General features: G+C 63.6%; 21 protein-coding genes. 13 read left to right on the top strand and 8 right to left on the bottom strand.

Features of this window, described 5'->3' with window-relative positions:
• Window positions 1-91 precede the first annotated feature (91 nt).
• Window positions 92-1,084, top strand: a complete 993-nt coding sequence (locus BLT08_RS09785; protein ID WP_139171291.1) for a twin-arginine translocation signal domain-containing protein — start codon at window positions 92-94, stop codon at window positions 1,082-1,084.
• A 21-nt stretch (window positions 1,085-1,105) separates the two neighbouring features.
• On the opposite strand, the gene BLT08_RS09780 is transcribed toward BLT08_RS09785, so the two are convergent.
• Window positions 1,106-1,522 (bottom strand): thiol-disulfide oxidoreductase DCC family protein, encoded by a 417-nt coding sequence (locus tag BLT08_RS09780; RefSeq protein WP_090305630.1) that lies wholly within the window; start codon window positions 1,520-1,522, stop codon window positions 1,106-1,108.
• Between the two features lie 141 nt (window positions 1,523-1,663).
• Here BLT08_RS09780 and gpmI point away from each other — a divergent pair, with 141 nt between their 5' ends.
• From gpmI to BLT08_RS09765, 3 genes are all read left to right on the top strand, one after another.
• Window positions 1,664-3,247, top strand: coding sequence for a 2,3-bisphosphoglycerate-independent phosphoglycerate mutase (gene gpmI, locus BLT08_RS09775; RefSeq protein ID WP_090305626.1), 1,584 nt, complete (start codon window positions 1,664-1,666; stop codon window positions 3,245-3,247).
• Between the two features lie 119 nt (window positions 3,248-3,366).
• Window positions 3,367-4,659 (top strand): O-acetylhomoserine aminocarboxypropyltransferase/cysteine synthase family protein, encoded by a 1,293-nt coding sequence (locus tag BLT08_RS09770; RefSeq protein WP_090305623.1) that lies wholly within the window; start codon window positions 3,367-3,369, stop codon window positions 4,657-4,659.
• 85 nt (window positions 4,660-4,744) lie between these two features.
• A complete protein-coding gene (locus BLT08_RS09765) occupies window positions 4,745-5,134 on the top strand; it encodes a DUF7522 family protein (RefSeq protein WP_090305620.1) in 390 nt (129 codons plus the stop codon).
• On the opposite strand, the gene BLT08_RS09760 is transcribed toward BLT08_RS09765, so the two are convergent.
• The gene (locus tag BLT08_RS09760; RefSeq protein WP_090305617.1) at window positions 5,131-5,313 is read right to left on the bottom strand and encodes a hypothetical protein; all 183 of its coding nucleotides are present in this window, start codon (window positions 5,311-5,313) and stop codon (window positions 5,131-5,133) included. The genes BLT08_RS09765 and BLT08_RS09760 overlap by 4 nt on opposite strands.
• A 191-nt stretch (window positions 5,314-5,504) precedes the next feature.
• Between BLT08_RS09760 and BLT08_RS09755 the strand changes: the two genes are divergently transcribed.
• Window positions 5,505-6,035: a DUF5813 family protein gene (locus BLT08_RS09755; RefSeq protein ID WP_090305614.1), complete on the top strand. Its 531-nt coding sequence runs from the start codon at window positions 5,505-5,507 to the stop codon at window positions 6,033-6,035.
• A gap of 508 nt (window positions 6,036-6,543) precedes the next feature.
• Here the strand turns inward: BLT08_RS09755 and BLT08_RS09750 are convergent.
• A complete protein-coding gene (locus tag BLT08_RS09750; protein ID WP_090305611.1) occupies window positions 6,544-6,774 on the bottom strand; it encodes an Lrp/AsnC ligand binding domain-containing protein in 231 nt (76 codons plus the stop codon).
• A gap of 121 nt (window positions 6,775-6,895) precedes the next feature.
• Between BLT08_RS09750 and BLT08_RS09745 the strand changes: the two genes are divergently transcribed.
• The 3 genes from BLT08_RS09745 to BLT08_RS22535 all read left to right on the top strand — a co-directional run bounded on the left by BLT08_RS09745 (window position 6,896) and on the right by BLT08_RS22535 (window position 8,492).
• Window positions 6,896-7,615, top strand: coding sequence for a potassium channel family protein (locus BLT08_RS09745; RefSeq protein WP_090305606.1), 720 nt, complete (start codon window positions 6,896-6,898; stop codon window positions 7,613-7,615).
• Window positions 7,615-7,845: an Lrp/AsnC family transcriptional regulator gene (locus BLT08_RS09740; RefSeq protein ID WP_006088941.1), complete on the top strand. Its 231-nt coding sequence runs from the start codon at window positions 7,615-7,617 to the stop codon at window positions 7,843-7,845. Before BLT08_RS09745 ends, BLT08_RS09740 begins: the two co-directional genes overlap by 1 nt.
• 431 nt (window positions 7,846-8,276) lie before the next feature.
• A complete protein-coding gene (locus BLT08_RS22535; protein WP_139171290.1) occupies window positions 8,277-8,492 on the top strand; it encodes a hypothetical protein in 216 nt (71 codons plus the stop codon).
• Between the two features lie 55 nt (window positions 8,493-8,547).
• Here the strand turns inward: BLT08_RS22535 and tmk are convergent, their stop codons facing one another.
• Window positions 8,548-9,147, bottom strand: a complete 600-nt coding sequence (gene tmk, locus BLT08_RS09735) for a dTMP kinase (protein WP_090305603.1) — start codon at window positions 9,145-9,147, stop codon at window positions 8,548-8,550.
• Window positions 9,148-9,251: 104 nt separating this feature from the next.
• On the opposite strand from tmk, the gene BLT08_RS09730 reads away from it, so the two are divergent.
• From BLT08_RS09730 to cofG, 4 genes are all read left to right on the top strand, one after another.
• Window positions 9,252-10,172: a complex I NDUFA9 subunit family protein gene (locus BLT08_RS09730; protein ID WP_090305600.1), complete on the top strand. Its 921-nt coding sequence runs from the start codon at window positions 9,252-9,254 to the stop codon at window positions 10,170-10,172.
• A gap of 355 nt (window positions 10,173-10,527) precedes the next feature.
• Window positions 10,528-11,709: a tubulin/FtsZ family protein gene (locus BLT08_RS09725; protein ID WP_006088947.1), complete on the top strand. Its 1,182-nt coding sequence runs from the start codon at window positions 10,528-10,530 to the stop codon at window positions 11,707-11,709.
• 154 nt (window positions 11,710-11,863) lie between these two features.
• Window positions 11,864-12,565, top strand: a complete 702-nt coding sequence (gene cofC / locus BLT08_RS09720; RefSeq protein ID WP_090305597.1) for a 2-phospho-L-lactate guanylyltransferase — start codon at window positions 11,864-11,866, stop codon at window positions 12,563-12,565.
• A 67-nt stretch (window positions 12,566-12,632) separates the two neighbouring features.
• Window positions 12,633-13,823, top strand: a complete 1,191-nt coding sequence (gene cofG / locus BLT08_RS09715) for a 7,8-didemethyl-8-hydroxy-5-deazariboflavin synthase subunit CofG (RefSeq protein WP_090305594.1) — start codon at window positions 12,633-12,635, stop codon at window positions 13,821-13,823.
• A gap of 59 nt (window positions 13,824-13,882) precedes the next feature.
• Here the strand turns inward: cofG and BLT08_RS09710 are convergent, their stop codons facing one another.
• The 3 genes from BLT08_RS09710 to BLT08_RS09700 form a co-directional block, all read right to left on the bottom strand.
• Window positions 13,883-14,164 carry a DUF8011 family protein gene (locus BLT08_RS09710; protein WP_245724187.1) on the bottom strand — a complete coding sequence of 94 codons (282 nt, stop codon included), beginning with the start codon at window positions 14,162-14,164 and terminating at the stop codon, window positions 13,883-13,885.
• A gap of 129 nt (window positions 14,165-14,293) precedes the next feature.
• Window positions 14,294-14,746, bottom strand: coding sequence for a nucleoside deaminase (locus BLT08_RS09705; protein ID WP_090305591.1), 453 nt, complete (start codon window positions 14,744-14,746; stop codon window positions 14,294-14,296).
• Window positions 14,747-14,795: 49 nt separating this feature from the next.
• Complete coding sequence (locus BLT08_RS09700; RefSeq protein WP_090305589.1) at window positions 14,796-15,554, bottom strand: SDR family NAD(P)-dependent oxidoreductase; 759 nt, start codon at window positions 15,552-15,554, stop codon at window positions 14,796-14,798.
• Between the two features lie 266 nt (window positions 15,555-15,820).
• On the opposite strand from BLT08_RS09700, the gene BLT08_RS22530 reads away from it, so the two are divergent.
• Complete coding sequence (locus tag BLT08_RS22530; protein ID WP_139171289.1) at window positions 15,821-16,126, top strand: hypothetical protein; 306 nt, start codon at window positions 15,821-15,823, stop codon at window positions 16,124-16,126.
• 97 nt (window positions 16,127-16,223) lie between these two features.
• Here BLT08_RS22530 and BLT08_RS09695 read toward each other — a convergent pair whose 3' ends face one another.
• Complete coding sequence (locus BLT08_RS09695) at window positions 16,224-16,496, bottom strand: hypothetical protein (RefSeq protein ID WP_090305586.1); 273 nt, start codon at window positions 16,494-16,496, stop codon at window positions 16,224-16,226.
• Between the last annotated feature and the right edge of the window lie 81 nt (window positions 16,497-16,577).

Below are 16,577 nucleotides of genomic sequence, written 5' to 3'. Positions count from 1 at the left end.
TGCTGTGGCGCCTGACACTCACGCGTCGACACTCTTCGTGCGATGAACGAGGGGACGGGCTATATTGGGACCAACGGTGTGGAACCGTTTCATGACGCTGAGTCGAAGAGACGTGCTGAAACTCGCAGGGGCCACCACGGCAGTGACTGTTACCGGACCCGCAGTTGTCGCCCAGGAAGACCCCGACGACGACCTCCCGGCGTACGGCCAGTGGCTCACGCTCGAGGACGGGGCGCTCGAGTTCGCGTACCTCGACTGGGGGAGTCTCGGCGAGGTCATTCGGGCTGATTCCGAGGAGATAGACCCCGGCGAGGAGATTCCACCGGAGTACGAGGCAGACCCGATGATCGGGCCCGTCTCGGAGGGAGCGCTCTCGACGTACCTATTCGTCGGGCTTTCGCTCGGCCAGTTCCGGCTCGGCCGACTCCTCGAGGAGGCCGCGTTCGAGTCGACCGTGGAGGGGCTGTTACAGACGCCCGCCGCGTTCGTCGTTACGGGAGACCTGATACCGGAAGAGATCGACGAGCAACTCACTGCCGAGCCCGAAGCGGAGTTCATCAGACAGTTCGAGTCGACCGGCGAAATTGCAGGCGCGGACGTCTACACTCCGGCCGACGGGACCGATGACGCGGCCATTGCCGTCGACGAAGATGCACTCGTGGTTGCCGCGGAACTCGGCAGTGAGACCGAGCCGACGACGACGCTCGAGACGACCGTCGGCGCCGCGGCGGGCGACGTGGAACGGGCGACAGAGGAGTCCGAGACGTTCGAGTGGCTCCTCGAGAGCGCCGGGGGCGGCGATGTCGCCGTCGGCCAGTACGGCGATCCGTCCGACCCTGAGTTCACGTTCGACGGCCTCGAGGACGCCGAGGCGATCGTATCGTCGCTCACTGCAGCAGACGCGGAGACGGCTACCGGCGAGTTCGCGGCGATCGTCGACGATCCGGACGAGGCGGTGCTCGAGGAAATTATCGGCATCTCTGCTGACGAGCGCTCGCTCGATGTCGACGGTGACCGCGTGACGGCGACGGGCACCTGGCGTGAGGATGTCACCGTGACTGCGGGGTCGGGATCGACGGACTGACGGCCGACGCTCGCCGGAAGCTTACTCGAGAAACCGCTCCTGGACGTTCCCCGTCGGCATCATGCACTGCTCTTTCTGGCCGAAGAGCCGATAGCGGTGTTCGGCGACGAGGTCGTACGCCCAGTCGCGCAGTCGCCGCGGGAGGTATCGCGTGGGCCCGAGGAGGCGGTAGACGCCGCCCAGCAGGCTGGCGATTCGGATCACCGCGCCGGATTTCACGTAGGTCTCGCCGCCCTCGATCAGGACGACGGAGTCGAGGTCGTGTCCCTCGAGTCCGTGATCGGCGAGCAACTGCTGTCCGACGTCGGACTGCAGGGACGCGAAGTGGAACTGGCCCTCCGTGTCTCGGGGAACGACGAACTGCACGAAGCCGTGACAGAGGTTGCAGACGCCGTCGAAGAGGATAATCGGGTCGTCCTCCGGGATATCTGTGCCCATCGGATACGAGAGGGTTGGGGGGAGCGACAATTCAGCGTTCCGGTTGCCCCCGATTCGAGCCGGGAGTGGGTTCGGTCGTCACGCCGCGCCCGTTCGTGCGACAACGACAGCTAATTACGGAACGCAGATGACCCGTCGCACATGAACGCAGCGCTGATCATCCTCGATGGGTGGGGACTCGGCGACGGAACGAGCAGAGACGCCGTCGAGGCAGCCGAAACGCCGAACTTTGATCGACTCGCAGAGGCGGGTGCCGACGGCTCGCTCGAGGTCGCGGGTCGACGCGTCGGCCTCCCCGACGGTCAGATGGGCAACAGCGAGGTCGGCCACCTCAATATCGGGGCTGGACGCGTGGTCCACCAGGAGTACACGCGCATCTCGGACTCGATCGCCGACGGCTCCTTCCGGGACAACGACGCGATCAACACGGCTTTCGACCACGCGCGAGAGAGTGGGGGCCGTGTCCATTTCCTCGGCCTCGTCAGCGACGGGGGGGTCCACGCCGATCAGGAACATCTCCACGCGCTGATCGAGCTGGCGGCCGACCGCGACGTCGAGGCCGTCACCCACGCCTTCACCGACGGCCGGGACACGTCGCCGACGGGCGGGCGGGAGTACCTGGCCGAACTCGAGGGCATCGTCGACGAACACGGTACGGGAGACGTGGCCACCGTTTCGGGCCGATACTACGCGATGGACCGCGACCAGAACTGGGACCGGACGAAACGCGCCTACGACGCCATCGTCGAGCGCGAGGCCGAGTGGACCGCCGATTCGGCCGTCGAAGCCGTCGAGGCGTCCTACGACCGCGACGAGATGGACGAGTTCGTCGAGCCGACCGTGATAGCGGATCAGCCGGCGCTCGAGGACGGTGACTCGGTCGTCTGGTTCAACTTCCGCTCGGACCGCGCCCGTCAACTCACGCGACTGCTCGCAGACATCCGTCCCGAGGACTGGGCGGACGAGTTCGAGACCGACCCGCCGGAGACGGAGCTCGTCATGCTGACCCAGTACGACAAGACGTTCGACCTCCCGATCGCCTACCCGCCGAACCAGCCCGAACAGGTGCTCGGCGAGGTGCTCGCCGACGCGGGCAAGACCCAACTTCGGATCGCCGAATCCGAGAAGTACGCCCACGTCACCTACTTCTTGAACGGCGGCCGCGAGGTCGAGTTCGACGGCGAGATCCGCAAGATCGTGGAGAGTCCGGACGTACCGACCTACGACCTGCAGCCCGAGATGAGCGCGCCCGAGGTCACTGACACCGCGATTGAGGCCATCGAAGGCGAGGCGCGAGCGGAGCGAGGGCCTCGAGAAAGCGAGCGGGGAGGAACGATCCGCGACGGAGACGACCCGGACGTGCTCGTGCTCAACTACGCCAATCCCGACATGGTCGGCCACACGGGCGACTACGAGGCGGCCATCGAGGCCGTCGAGGCAGTCGATACCGAACTCGGCAGGCTCACGGATGCACTTCAGGCCGCCGGCTCGCACGTCCTCATCACTGCGGATCACGGCAACGCGGACGATATGGGGACCGAGGAGGATCCCCACACGGCACACACGTACAACCTCGTGCCGTTCGTCTACGTTGCCAGCGATGGAACCGACGGCGGTCGGGCGGTCCGCGAGGGCGGCACGCTCGCCGATATCGCACCGACCATGCTCGAGTTGATCGGCGTCCGGCAGCCACCCGAGATGACCGGCGAGCCGCTGCTCGAGTAGCAGTTCTGGACCCCCCGTCCGCTCACTTGCCGAGCACGTCGGAAACCCCGGCTCGCTACTCCTCCCTCGTGGCAATTTTCGCCAAGGCTTTTGCTACTCGCTGTGTGGGCTGTACTCACATGAGTGAGGATTCCGACGACATCGACCACCGATTCGCCACGGACAGCATCCACGCCGGCCAGGAACCCGATCCGACGACGGGGGCGCGCGCCCCGCCGATCTACCAGACCACCTCCTACGAGTTCGACGACACCGATCACGCCGCGGCGCTGTTCGGCTTAGAGGAGTTCGGGAACATCTACTCGCGGATTATGAACCCGACGAACGCGATGTTAGAGGAGCGCATCGCGACGCTCGAGGGCGGCGTCGGCGCGCTCGCGACGGCCTCGGGAATGGCCGCGTTCGATCTGGCGACGTTCATCCTCGCGGACGTCGGGGACAACATCGTGAGCGCCTCCTCGCTCTACGGCGGAACCTACACCTACCTCACCCACACCGTCGCGAAACGCGGCATCGAGACGAAATTCGTCGACACCCTCGATTACGACGCGTACGACGAAGCGATCGACGACGACACCGCGTTCGTCCACCTCGAGACGATCGGCAACCCGGCGCTCGTCACGCCCGACATCGAACGCATCGCGGATATCGCACACGAGCACAACGTACCGCTGTTCGTCGACAACACGTTCGCGACGCCGTACCTCTGCCGGCCGCTCGAGCACGGCGCGGACCTCGTCTGGAACTCGACGACGAAGTGGCTCCACGGCGCGGGGTCGACGGTCGGCGGGATACTGGTCGACGGCGGCTCGTTCCCGTGGGAGGAAGGCGACTACCCCGAAATCACGGAGCCGAATCCGGCCTACCACGGCGTCAACTTCTCCGAAACCTTCGGCGAGCAGGCGTTCTCCATCGTCGCCAGAACCCGCGGCCTGCGCGACCTGGGCAACCAGCAGTCACCCTTCGACGCCTGGACGACACTGCAGAAACTCGAGTCGCTCCCCCTGCGGATGGAAAAACACTGCGAGAACGCGATGGCCGTCGCCGAGTTCCTCGAGGACCACGACGCGGTCGACTGGGTGAACTATCCCGGCCTCGAGAGCCACGAGACCCACGAAAACGCGAGCGAGTATCTCGAAGGGGGATACGGCGGCATGATCACGTTCGGACTGGAGGGCGGTTACGACGCCGCGGAGACGGTCTGTAACGAGGTCGACCTCGCGAGCCTGCTGGCGAACGTCGGCGACGCGAAGACGCTGATCATCCACCCCGCGAGCACGACCCACCAGCAGCTCACCGAGGAGGAGAAACTGGCGAGCGGCACCACCGACGACCTCGTGCGGCTCTCGGTCGGGATCGAGGACGTCGAGGACGTGATCGCGGACCTCGAGCGGGCGATCGACGCCGTCTGAGACCGACACCGCCGCGGGCGATTCCGTCTCAACTGATCGACAATTGCCCCTGCGGTTAAGGTCTCGGGGGTTCGATCCATCAGTTATGCCTACTGGATTACTTACCGACGACGCGTCAGACCAGATCGTCACGACCTGTCGGACGGCTATCGGCGACAGCCTCCGCTCGGCGACGTATTTCACCCGCGACGATTACCAGCAGCTCTACCTTCGTGAGGATCTGGAACGCGACGCTGACCTGTCGACCTTTATCGGCCACGAGTGGCGCGGCTTCAAAACGGCCCAGACCGCCTACGAAGGGTCGGAGCTCGGCGACTACAACTACACGATTCGGGTCTTCGACAACGGCTTCCTGATCCGAGTGACCAACGACAGGGAGGGCGTGTTGGTCACGACTGACGGACTGACGGTCAAGGATTTCGAAGAAGTTGCAACGGCGCTCAACTCGTTTCTCGGCGAGCGGGCGCTCGACTAGCGCTCGGGCCGGTCGCTCCGTCCGGTCTGTTCTGCCTCGCGGCGATGGTCGCAGTTGCGTTCCCCCTCGGCGGTTCCACTCGAGTGGGTGCCGATCGGCAGCCCACTCCCGAGTTCGCCATCGATACCGAGGAGGCGGGCGAACCGGCGTCGTTCGGCAGCATGTCTATCGAGACTCATGCCGACAAAAAACGGCAATATCCGTTGTAGTTATGTAGCCCATTTTGCGCAGAAACAGTCGGCTACGACGGTGAAACGATCCCGCTGCAGTCGGGCGTTTTTTCGGTTTTAACTGTGTAATAGGATGAAACGGTTGTCCGATCTGGGGTCGGAACGTAACACCCTTTTTCGTGACGCCCGTGTGTTCGGTAATGACCCCCCTTCCGGAGCCCGTCGCCCGCGAACTCGAGTCGCACGACGCGTTCGAACCGACTACCGACGACGGCAGCTACGAACTCACGACGACGGTCTTCGAGGCGACCGTCACTGCCACCGATGCAGAGGGAAAGCGAGATGGAGAGTTTCGCGTCACCGTCACGCTTCCGACGCTCGACGCCGCCGTCGCGGGCGAAGCCGTCGCTCCCGTCGTCGAAGACGGCTGGCTCGAGACGCTCGAGCGCCGCCTCGAGGACGTCTTCACCGTCGCCCACACGAGCACGCACGACGAACCGGTCGTCGAGCGCGACGCGACCGACGTCACCGTGTCCCTCGAGTACGTCGCCTGGGACGCCGGCGAGGGCGTCGACGACGCCAAGGCCCTCATCGAGTACGTCGAGGGCACCTACGCGCAGGGGATCATCCCCGGCTACGAGTATCAGGGGGCGGCGGCGACGCTGCTCGAGAACGCCCAGAGCCGCGGCCAGCAGGCCAGCGAAGGAGAGAGTGGCGGCATGCCGATGTAGTACGAAGTTTTGCTCTGCGGGCGCGGCTCCGCCGCGCCCTCGGCAAAAATTCGATTAAAAGCACTCTTCCTTCCTCTGCGCTCGTTTCACTCGCTCCGAGTCAGTCGTCGGCCCGAGCGAAACGCGCTCACGCGTTTCGCTCGGTGAACGGCAACGCTCGGGTTTTTCAAACCGCTCGCTCGCCGATGCAACATTCGTGGAACGATTCATCGGTCGTCGTCCGCTTGCCCTCTGCTGGGATCGGATTGCAAGTCGTTCAGATGGCCGGGAGTGCGACGCGAGCACCGCGAGCGTCGTAGGACCCGGGGGAGGGCAGGCACTCGCCCGTTCATCGACCGCGAGCGACCGTAGGGAGCGAGCGGGCCGACGACTGATGTGTGCGAACGACGGAACGGAGTGAGAGAACGGAAGGAGGAGTGCTTTTGATCCAGGTTTTACCGAGGGACACCGCGCTGTGCGGCAGCTCTGCTGCCGTCAGCGCGGCAGACCGCAGCGTAAAAGCTGGTCTCTAGTCCATCGCGATGTACGTCTTCGTATCCGTCACGCCCTCGAGCCCCTGTACGCCCGAGGAGACGGCCTGAAGGACGTTGTACACCTCGGGTGCGTCGATCTCCGCGATAATGTCGTACGTGCCCGCGACGATGTGGGCGTCGGAGACCGACTCGACGTCCCGGATCGACTCGAGAAGCCCCTCGGACTTCCCGGCGGCCGTCTTGATCATAATAAACGCGTGAACCATTCTCGACGGTGTGGTACATCTTCGCATGACTAAAACCTTTGCCCGATTTTCGACACTGTTCGACTGGTTGGCATGGTATATCGGCGCAAGCTTATTGCCGGGGGGAAGCGTACCCCAGTGCATGCGGTTCGTGATCATCGGGGCAGGACGAGTTGGCCTGCGCACGGCGCGCGTTCTTCGAGAAGAGGGCCACGAGGTGTCGGTAATCGAACGAGACGAGGCGATGATTCGTCGGGCCCGCAACCAGGAGTTCACCGTCGTCGAGGGTGACGGCTCTCGGGAGGACGTCCTCGAGGAGGCCGGCATCGCCGACGCCGACGCGCTGGGTGCGCTGACCGGCGACCTGAACGTCAACTTTACGGCGTGTATGATCGCCAACCACTACGGCTGTCGGACGATCATGCGCATCGACGAGGCCTACCGCGAGGGGATCTACCGCAAGTACGCCGACGAGGTCGACGAGGTGATCTACCCCGAACGGCTCGGCGCCATCGGCGCGAAAAACGCCCTGCTGGGCGGCACCATCCGCGCCATCGCGGACATCGCGCCGCACCTGCAGGTCGTCGAACTCACGATCACGAACGGGGCCCCAGTCAACGGCTACACGATCAGCGAACTGCAACTGCCCGCCAACGCGACCGTGCTCGCCTTCGGCAAGCGCGACCAGGACCTCGGGCTACCGGACGAGGATCTTTCGCTCGAGGACGGTGACCGGCTCGTCGTGCTCGCGGATTACGGCGTGTTGAGCGAGGTTCGCCAACTGCTCGTCGGCGAGTCGGAAGCGCAGGCGGCCGCGAACACGGGTTCGGACGCGACGTCGGGTACTGGAGGTGTCAACTGATGGTTACAGCATTCATCATGGTCAAGGCGAACACCGGCGAGGCGGATCGGCTCCGAGACAGCATCGAATCGATCGACGGCGTCCAGTCGGCTCACATCGTCGCCGGCGACGTCGACATCATCGCGAAAGCCAGCGTCGAGACGCCCGCGGCGGTCAAGGAGATCGCCGCAACCCAGATACAGGGTATCGACGGCATCGAGGACACACAGACGTACATCGCGATGGACTAAGAACGAAGTTTTGCTCTGCGGGCGCGGCGGAGCCGCGCCCTCGGCAAAAATTCGATTAAAAGCAACGGAAGACGTTCCTGCTCACTTCGTTCGCGGGCTGCGACTTCCGAGCCTTCGTTCGCTCCGCTCACGAAGACACTCCTCCTTCCCCTTCACTCCGTTTCAGGTCAGTCGTCGGCCCGCTCGCTCCCTACGGTCGCTCGTGGTGATTTTCTGGGCAATAGCCTGCCCTTCCCCGTTGAGCGGAAGGTTTCCTTCCGCGATGCTTGGAAGATGCTGTGCATCTTCCATTGGGTCGCGCGCCTCTCGCGGTGCTCGCGTCGCGCTTCCGGCCATAGAATCCATTCAGAGATCGAAGGGGACTTCACTACAACTGCGACCTGAGCGTCAGAAACTTTTTAACAAAGTGGTTGGAATTCATAGATACTCCGATGGGGATTGCTGAAACCGTTCTAGATTCTGATTTAGATGCTAATAAAGCGAAAAGCTACAGAAACGGGTTCACAGCGGCTCTAGTCGCTGGATTTGTTGTTCTCTCGTATCAGTACTGGACTATCGGTGAGTTAGCAATTGAAATACTGGGAATCTTCTTTTCTACCGCGTTTGTGTTTCTGCTCTCACAATATCTCTACACTTGCGGTCAGTGAGTTTCCTGTACTAATCGGCCGATAGCAAACCCGTTCTCTATGCTGAACAGTTCCGTTATTCGCCAGCAACGACATCGGCCAGCACGTCCTCGACCGCCTCGAGCACTCGTTCCGGCTCCTGCGTTGCATCCACCCGAACGAACCGGTCCGGATCACGCTCGAGTAACCGTTTGTAGTTCGCGCGCACTGACTCGAGGTAGTCCGCATGTTCGAACTTGTTCGTCGCGCCCGCGCGCTCCGCGGCCGTCTCTGGGTCGAGATCGAGGTAGATCGTCAGGTCGGGGTCGATGGTGAACGGCTCGTGGACGTCGACGACGTACTCGAGGGGGTCGGCCTCGAGGCGGTCGTACGACTCGAGGGTCGCCCCCTGGTACGCGTAGCGGGAGTCCGAGTAGCGATCGGAGACGACGAGGTCGCCGCGCTCGAGCGCCGGTTCGATCACGCGCGAGAGGTGGTCGGCGTGGTCGGCGGTGTAGAGAAACAGTTCCGCGAGCGAGTCGGCGTCGTCGTCCCCGATCGATCGGTAGACGGCGTCGCCGTACCAGGAGTCGTTCGTCGGTTCGCGGGTGAACGTCGCCTCGGGGTAGGACTCCCGGAGGGCCTCCCAGACCGTCGTTTTGCCGCTGCCGTCCAATCCCTCGAGCGTGACCAGCATGCTCGCACCTCGTGGCGAGAACTACTTAGTAACCGCTATCGAGACCCGAAGGCCAAACTACGGAGGCGACCAGCTATTTATCGCTGCGTGGGGATATTCGGTGTATGAAGGTGCTCGTTGCCGGCGGTACTGGGTTCATCGGGACGACTCTCTGTACGGAACTCGACGACCGCGGCCACGACGTGACGGCGCTGTCTCGCGATCCCAGCGACGGCGATCTCCCTGCGGAAGTCGACCGCGCGATGGGCGACGTCAGCGCCTACGACTCCATCGTCGACACCGTCGCGGGCCACGACGCCGTCGTCAATCTCGTCTCGCTCTCGCCGCTGTACCAGCCGCCGGGCGACCTCGACCACGAGACCGTCCACCTCGGCGGCACGGCCAATCTGGTCCGAGCTGCCGAAGCGGGCGGCGTCGATCGTTTCGTCCAGATGAGCGGCCTCGGCGCGGATCCGGATGCGCCGACGGACTTCCTCCAAGCCAAGGGAAAAGCCGAGGACGTCGTCCGAGACTCACACCTCGCGTGGACGATCTTCCGCCCCTCCGTCGTCTTCGGCGACGGCGCGGAGTTCCTCGAGTTCACCAAGCAGGTCACGACGCCGTACGTGACGGGACTCCCGAACGGCGGCGAGACGCGATTCCAGCCGATCTGGGTCGGCGATCTGGTCCCCATGCTCGCGGACGCCGTCGAGGATCACAGCCACGTCGGCGAAATCTACGAGATCGCCGGCCCGCAGATCGTCACGCTCGCGGACGCGACGCGACTGGCCTACGCGGCCGAGGGGAAGTCCGTCAAGATCCTCTCGGTCCCCCTCTCGCTGACGAAACTCGGGTTGACCGCGGCCGGCGCGGTCCCACTCGTTCCGTTCGGCCCGGATCAGGCGCGCTCGCTCGAGATGAACAACACCGTCGTCACCAACGATGTGAGCGCGTTCGGCGTCTCGGAGGACGACCTGACGACGCTCGGCGCGTATCTCGAGGTCGGTATCCACGAACCTCGCGAGCCACAGCGCGAATCCGCCTGAGACGGTCGGCGGTCGCGTGACGCGTTCAGCGTCTGCTTGACGTATTCAATCGCTGACTGACACGATCTCGAGGCGACGGACAGGTTCGACGCCGGTCTGAGATCGGTCGGTCGCCGTATCGGCGGTTTGCGGTTCCGTACGGGGAACTCAAGGGTGGACAGATCGGCCCAAAGATTTAGTATAAAGAACAGATCTGACGTCGAAACCGACTCGTTTTTCGCGAGTTTTTTCGAGTCGGAATCGGCTGCCGGCGTCCGATTTCCCGGAACACAAAAGAAGAAGAGACATTCAATTCAACAAAAGACTTATGCCCTTGATCACTCTGTACCAATTCAACGGAGCCCCCTGACAAATTATGAAGCTGGCGATGATCGGATTCGGACAGGCTGGTGGCAAGATCGTCGATCGATTCCTCGATTACGACGATCGGACGGGTAGCGGAATCGTCCGCGCGGCGATAGCCGTCAACTCCGCGAAAGCGGACCTCATCGGTCTCGATAATATTCCGGAGGAGAACCGCGTACTCATCGGCCAGGCCCGCGTAAAGGGCCACGGCGTGGGTGCAGACAACGAACTCGGCGCGGAAGTCGCCGAGGAGGACATCGACGAGGTGCAAAACGCCATCGACGCGATCCCGACCCACGAGGTCGACGCGTTCCTGGTCGTCGCCGGTATGGGCGGCGGAACCGGATCCGGCGGTGCACCCGTCCTCGCCAAACACTTGAAGCGTATCTACACGATTCCTGTCTACGGTCTCGGCGTGCTCCCGGGCACGGACGAGGGTGGGATCTACACCCTCAACGCGGCCAGGTCGTTCCAGACCTTCGTCCGCGAAGTGGACAATCTGATGGTCTTCGACAACGACTCCTGGCGACAGACCGGCGAGTCCGTCGAAGGCGGCTACGATCAGATCAACGAGGAGATCGTCCGCCGGTTCGGCATTCTCTTCGGTGCGGGTGAAGTCGGTGACGGACAGGAAGTTGCCGAGAGCGTCGTCGACTCGTCGGAAATCATCAACACGCTCTCGGGCGGCGGCGTCTCGACCGTCGGCTTCGCCAGCGAGGAAGTCGACCTGAACACGAGCGGCGGTCTGCTCTCGCGCTTTACCGGCGACGGTGGCGGCAGCACCGACGACTTAGACGCCGCGAACACGACCAACCGCATCACGAGCCTCGTCCGGAAGGCCGCACTCGGCCGACTGACGCTCCCGTGTGAGATCGAAGGCACCGAGCGCGCGCTGCTCGTCGTCTCCGGTCCGTCGGAGTATCTCAACCGGAAAGGCATCGAACGCGGGCGGAAGTGGCTCGAGGAGGAAACGGGAAGCATGGAAGTCCGCGGTGGCGACTTCCCGCGAGAAGAGCCGGAAGTGGCCGCAGCACTTCTGCTCTCGGGCGTGACGAACGTGCCGCGAATCAAGCGTCTCCAGCAGGTCGCCATCGAGGCCCAGGAGAACATGGACGACATCCAGCAGGAGAGCGAGGAGAACCTCGAAGAACTCGTCGAAGACGACGAGGACGAACTCGAGCCGCTGTTCTAGGCTCTCAGTTCTTTCGCGACTCGACGACCCCAGCGGCCGCGCTCGTGTCGGGGGGCACGACGGTGGTGTCTGGTGTCGACGAACGACGGCGTCTCGTTGCACCTCGGTCTCGGCTTCGACGTGTTTTTGCCCGCGTCCGGACAACCGTCGATAGATGCACGTCGTCGTTCCGTTCGCCGCGACCGACCCGAAGACGCGCCTCGAGTCGGTGCTCTCTCCCACGGAGCGGTCGGCGTTCGCACGGGCAATGCTCGCGGACGTTCTGTCTGCGATCGTCGAGGCGGGCCAGAAGCCGACGGTGGTGTCGACGGCGCCGATCGATCCCGCCGAACTCGACCTTCCGACGCACGTGCTCGAGGCGGTGTCGGTCGCGGTGGACGACCGTCCGCTCACGGACGCGGTCAACGCGCGGCTTCCGAGCGGAGAGCACAGTGACCACGGCGACGAGGGCCCGAGTGAGGCCGTCGCCGTCGTCATGGCCGATCTCGCCCTCGCGGCGACTGACGCCCTCGAGGACCTCTTTGCGACCGAAACGGCCGTCGCCATCGCGCCCGGCCGCGGCGGCGGCACGAACGCGCTCGTCGTTCGCGACCCCGCGTTTCGGGTGGACTACCACGGGGCGTCCTATCTGGACCACCGCGAGATCGCCGAGGAGGTGGGTGCGAGCCTCGAGACGGTCGACTCCCTCCGATTAGGAACCGATATCGACGAACCCGACGATCTCGTCGAGGTGCTCGTCCACGGCGACGAGCGCGCTCGCGCCCCCGAAACGCTCCGCGATTTAGGGTTCGAACTCGAGCGACGGGACGGTCGCGTCGGCGTCGTCAGATGCGAACCCGCAGACCGGGACCGATAGCTGCGAACGCGGGCACGCGTTCGCCAGAAGTGAAACCTTATGTGTCGAGCGACGGGACTCTGCAGTAATGTTCCCCGGTGCGAGCGAGTACGGCGTCGACATCGCGGTCGACGACGCGGCGGTCAGCGACCTCCTCACCGTTACGCCCGACGACGTCGAGGCACCGCCGGCGTTGACTTTCGCGCGAAACGTTTTTATTCCGCTGACGACGGCGTGTCGCTACACCTGCACGTACTGTACGTACTTCGATCCGCCGGGTCAGGCCTCCCTGCTCACGCTCGAGGAGGTCCGCGACATCTGTGCCCGCGGGGCCGACGCGGGCTGTACGGAAGCCCTCTTTACGTTCGGCGATGACCCCGACGATCGGTACACCGAGATCCACGAGCAACTCGCGGAGTGGGGCCACGACTCGATTCACACCTACCTCCGGGCGGCCTGCGAGGTCGCCCTCGAGGAAGGTCTGCTCCCACACGCCAATCCGGGCGACCAGACCCTCGAGCAGATGGCCGAAGTGGCGGACGTCAACGCCAGCATGGGCGTGATGCTCGAGACGACCGCCGAGGTCGGCGCTCACGCCGGCCCGCGGCAGAAAGAGCCGGGACAGCGCCTCCGAACGATCAAAAATGCCGGCGAACTCGACGTCGCCTTCACGACGGGCATCCTCGTTGGCATCGGCGAGACGTGGCGCGATCGGGCCGAAAGCTTGCTCGCGATTCGCGAGCTACACGAGCGCTACGACCACATCCAGGAGGTGATCGTCCAGCCAGTCATGAATAACGAGCGCTGGTCAGACGGCTCGCCCGACCTCGAGACGATGCGCCGCGTGACGGCGATGGCCCGCGTCGCGCTCCCCGAAGAGATTTCGGTGCAGGTGCCGCCGAATCTCGCGCCCGCTCGCGACCTGATCGACTGCGGCGTCGACGACCTGGGCGGGGTGTCGCCGATCACGGACGATCACATCAACCCCGACTACAAGTGGCCCGCGCTGCGCGAACTCGAGGAGATTGCGGCCGCCGCGGACCTGCCGCTCGGCGAACGACTGCCGGTCTACGAGCGGTTTCTGCCGGGGGACTTGCGGACCGACGGCTTCGACGGCGTCGCCGCCGACGGAACGGCCGGTGCGTCGGGGCCTCGAGCACCGGACACCGAGCGGGAGTGGATCTCTCCGACGATTCGGGCGGCGCTCGAGGCCGACGACGAGGCCGGCGACCGATACCGGTCCGTGCTTCGAAGCGAGACGAGCGTTGTGTCGCGGTAGCGAGCGTTCGATTCGGCGGTGCGGCCGCATCTCGAGCGACGACGGTCATCTCACTGCTGCTACTGGAAGATCGACAGCCGCGAGAGGTAGAAGATTAGTAACACGACGGCGAACACCAATCCGAGAACTCGAAGCCCGCCAGCGATCTGCGTACGCTCTTTCGGCAGCAGTTCCGGAATCCCCAGCAACAGCCACAGTACACCGAAGTGGAGCGCTGACGATATCGTTCCCGCGCCGAAGAGGCCGTAGAACGCGTACAGTCCGAGGAAAAAGAGACCGACGGCGATCAACAGTCCTCCCGACTGCCATCCGTCGGGCTCCCTGAACAGTCCGTTTATCATACTGGCCCGTTGATGTCAACCGACAAGTCATTTTCGAGTGGAGCGCTGCAGTATCGGCCGCGCTGAGCATCCGTCGTAGTCCTCTCCTCCACCATACCTCGAGTTTCGCGACCGACGCCGAAACGGACGTCAGAAAAACGCTTTGTGGATCGCAAGCCCTTCGTCCTCGAGGACCGGCCCCTCGACCGTCGTCGATCCATTGCCTCGCTCGATTACTTCTTCGCAGGGGATTTCGATCACTCCATCGTCCCGAAGCGCCGCGAGCGAGTCGACGGAGACGCTGTAGACGACCCGTCCCAGCCCCGCGTAGACGATCGCGCTCGCACACATCGGACACGGCTCCGTGCTGGTGTACATCGTACACGCCTCGCGCTCGCCGGCCTCGAGTTCGCTGGCGGCCCAGCGAGCCAGTTTGAACTCCGGGTGGGCGGCGATATCGTCGTCGCTGCGGGTCGTGTTCTCGGCCGTCCGGACGACCGCGTCGTCGACGACGAGCAGCGATCCGAACGGGGTGTTGCCGTTGTCGACCGCCGCTCGAGCGAGGTCGATCGCGTCGCGGATGAAGGACTCGTCGGTGGACATGGATCGCCCTTCGTCGCCGGCAGTGAAACGCCTGTCTCTACGGCAGCGATTAGGTACAGGAGAAGCCGCCGTCGATGACGAGCGCCTGGCCGGTGATCCAGTCGGCCTCGTCGCTTGCGAGAAACAGCATCGCGTTGGCGACGTCCTCCGGCCGCCCGAGTCGCTTCAGCGGATAGTACTTCGACATCTCCGCCTTGGTCGCCTCCCACTCCTCCTCGGTGCGGTTCTCTCGAGGCATCGCCGTATCCGTCACGCCCGGACAGACCGCGTTCGCGCGCACGCCGTGGGGACCAACCTCCGCGGCGACCGTGCGCGTGAAGTTGACGACGGCTCCCTTGGTCAGCGAGTAGGCCCCGAGCTGGGGCGCGCCGATGACGCCCGCGAGCGAGGCCGTGTTGACGATCGTCCCCGACCCCTGCTCCTTGAAGTGGGGGATGGCGGCGTGACAGCCGTTCCAGACGCCCTTGACGTTGACGTCGATGATTCGATCGCGTTCGTCCTCGTCGATCTCCTCGACGTTCGCGCGCTGGTGGCTGATCCCCGCGTTGTTCACCACGATATCGAGTCCGTACTCCGAAACTGTCTCGTCGACGGCCGCGTGGACCGCGTCCGCGTCGGTGACGTTGAGTTCGAGTGCGGTTCCCTCCTGTCCCGCCGCTTCGACGCGATCGATCGTCTCCTCGGCACCCTCGAGATCGATATCGGCCCCGACAACCGACGCGCCCTCCTCGGCGAACAGTTGTGCGGCTTCACGGCCTAGTCCCGACCCGGCACCTGTGATAAACGCAGTCTTGCCTTCGAGTCGCATACGCACACGTTTCCGAGAACCATCATAAAGCATCGCTCCGCGGCACTGGGCTGCCGGCTCGAGTGGGACGAGTCACCGACTGGGCCTGAGCTGACCTCCCAACTCGTTCGGAATATCAGTCGTTGGGAATACGATATCGTTATTCAGAGTGGTTCGTGAAATCGCGTTCAATATAGATTAAAGAGCTACCGACAATTGAGATAGTAACCGGGGACTGATAGTACTATTCCAGCAGTTTTATATTGAAAACATCAGATTATAATACAATGTCCTCCCGTAAATTCTCCGAATCCCCCCGCGAAACGTTTCGATGGTTGATTGGTGAAGGTGTCATCATTGCTGGTGTCTTCCTGTTTTGGACTGGAGTAATGCTTGCAATTCGAATCGGGCTATCGTTTCTACAGGTCATATTAGAGATGTTTGGTATCCAAGCGTTTTTCGTTGAGTCGCTTCACCAATCGAGTATACTTTGGCAGATCGTCCTTCTGGTGACTGGAGCGACGGTTGCACTCTACATTCTCGTTCAAGCAGGCACGATACTTATTGACCGATATCAGCAGTCCGAAATCTAATCAGTCTCATACGGTCAGTTCACACGTGTAGTGATCGAACTCCCCGTTCCAGTTTCAGGTGGGGTTCTGAATAACGAAACCGCGCTACTATCCACTGCTATCGAATGCGGAACTGCTTCGAATCGGTCTCCGTGAGCGTCGCCGACTCGTGCAGTGTCACGACCTGGCCCGTCGGCGTCGACTCGACCTCGGCGCTGGCGTCGACCGACTCGAGGGTGCCGAGCAGTTGCGCTTTCGGCGGCTTTTGGGCGGCCCCGCAGTCGTAAATCGTCAGCAGGCCGCCGTCTCTCGGCTCGCGGTCGTAGACGACGACGTGGGCGTGGTTCGGCAGCCGCCAGTTTCCGTCGTCGATCGGAACGAGATGGTTCACACCGTACGCTACGACGGGAATCCGCAAAAAACCGTCCCCGGTTCGTCGGTCGGCGTCGACGCCCGGTACCGGCCGGAATCA

The sequence above is a fragment of the Natronorubrum texcoconense genome (assembly GCF_900100335.1).
In the GTDB taxonomy this organism is placed as follows: Archaea; Halobacteriota; Halobacteria; order Halobacteriales; family Natrialbaceae; genus Natronorubrum; species Natronorubrum texcoconense.
The sequence above is the reverse complement of the archived record's forward strand: the minus strand, read 5'-3'. Positions and strand labels throughout refer to the sequence as shown.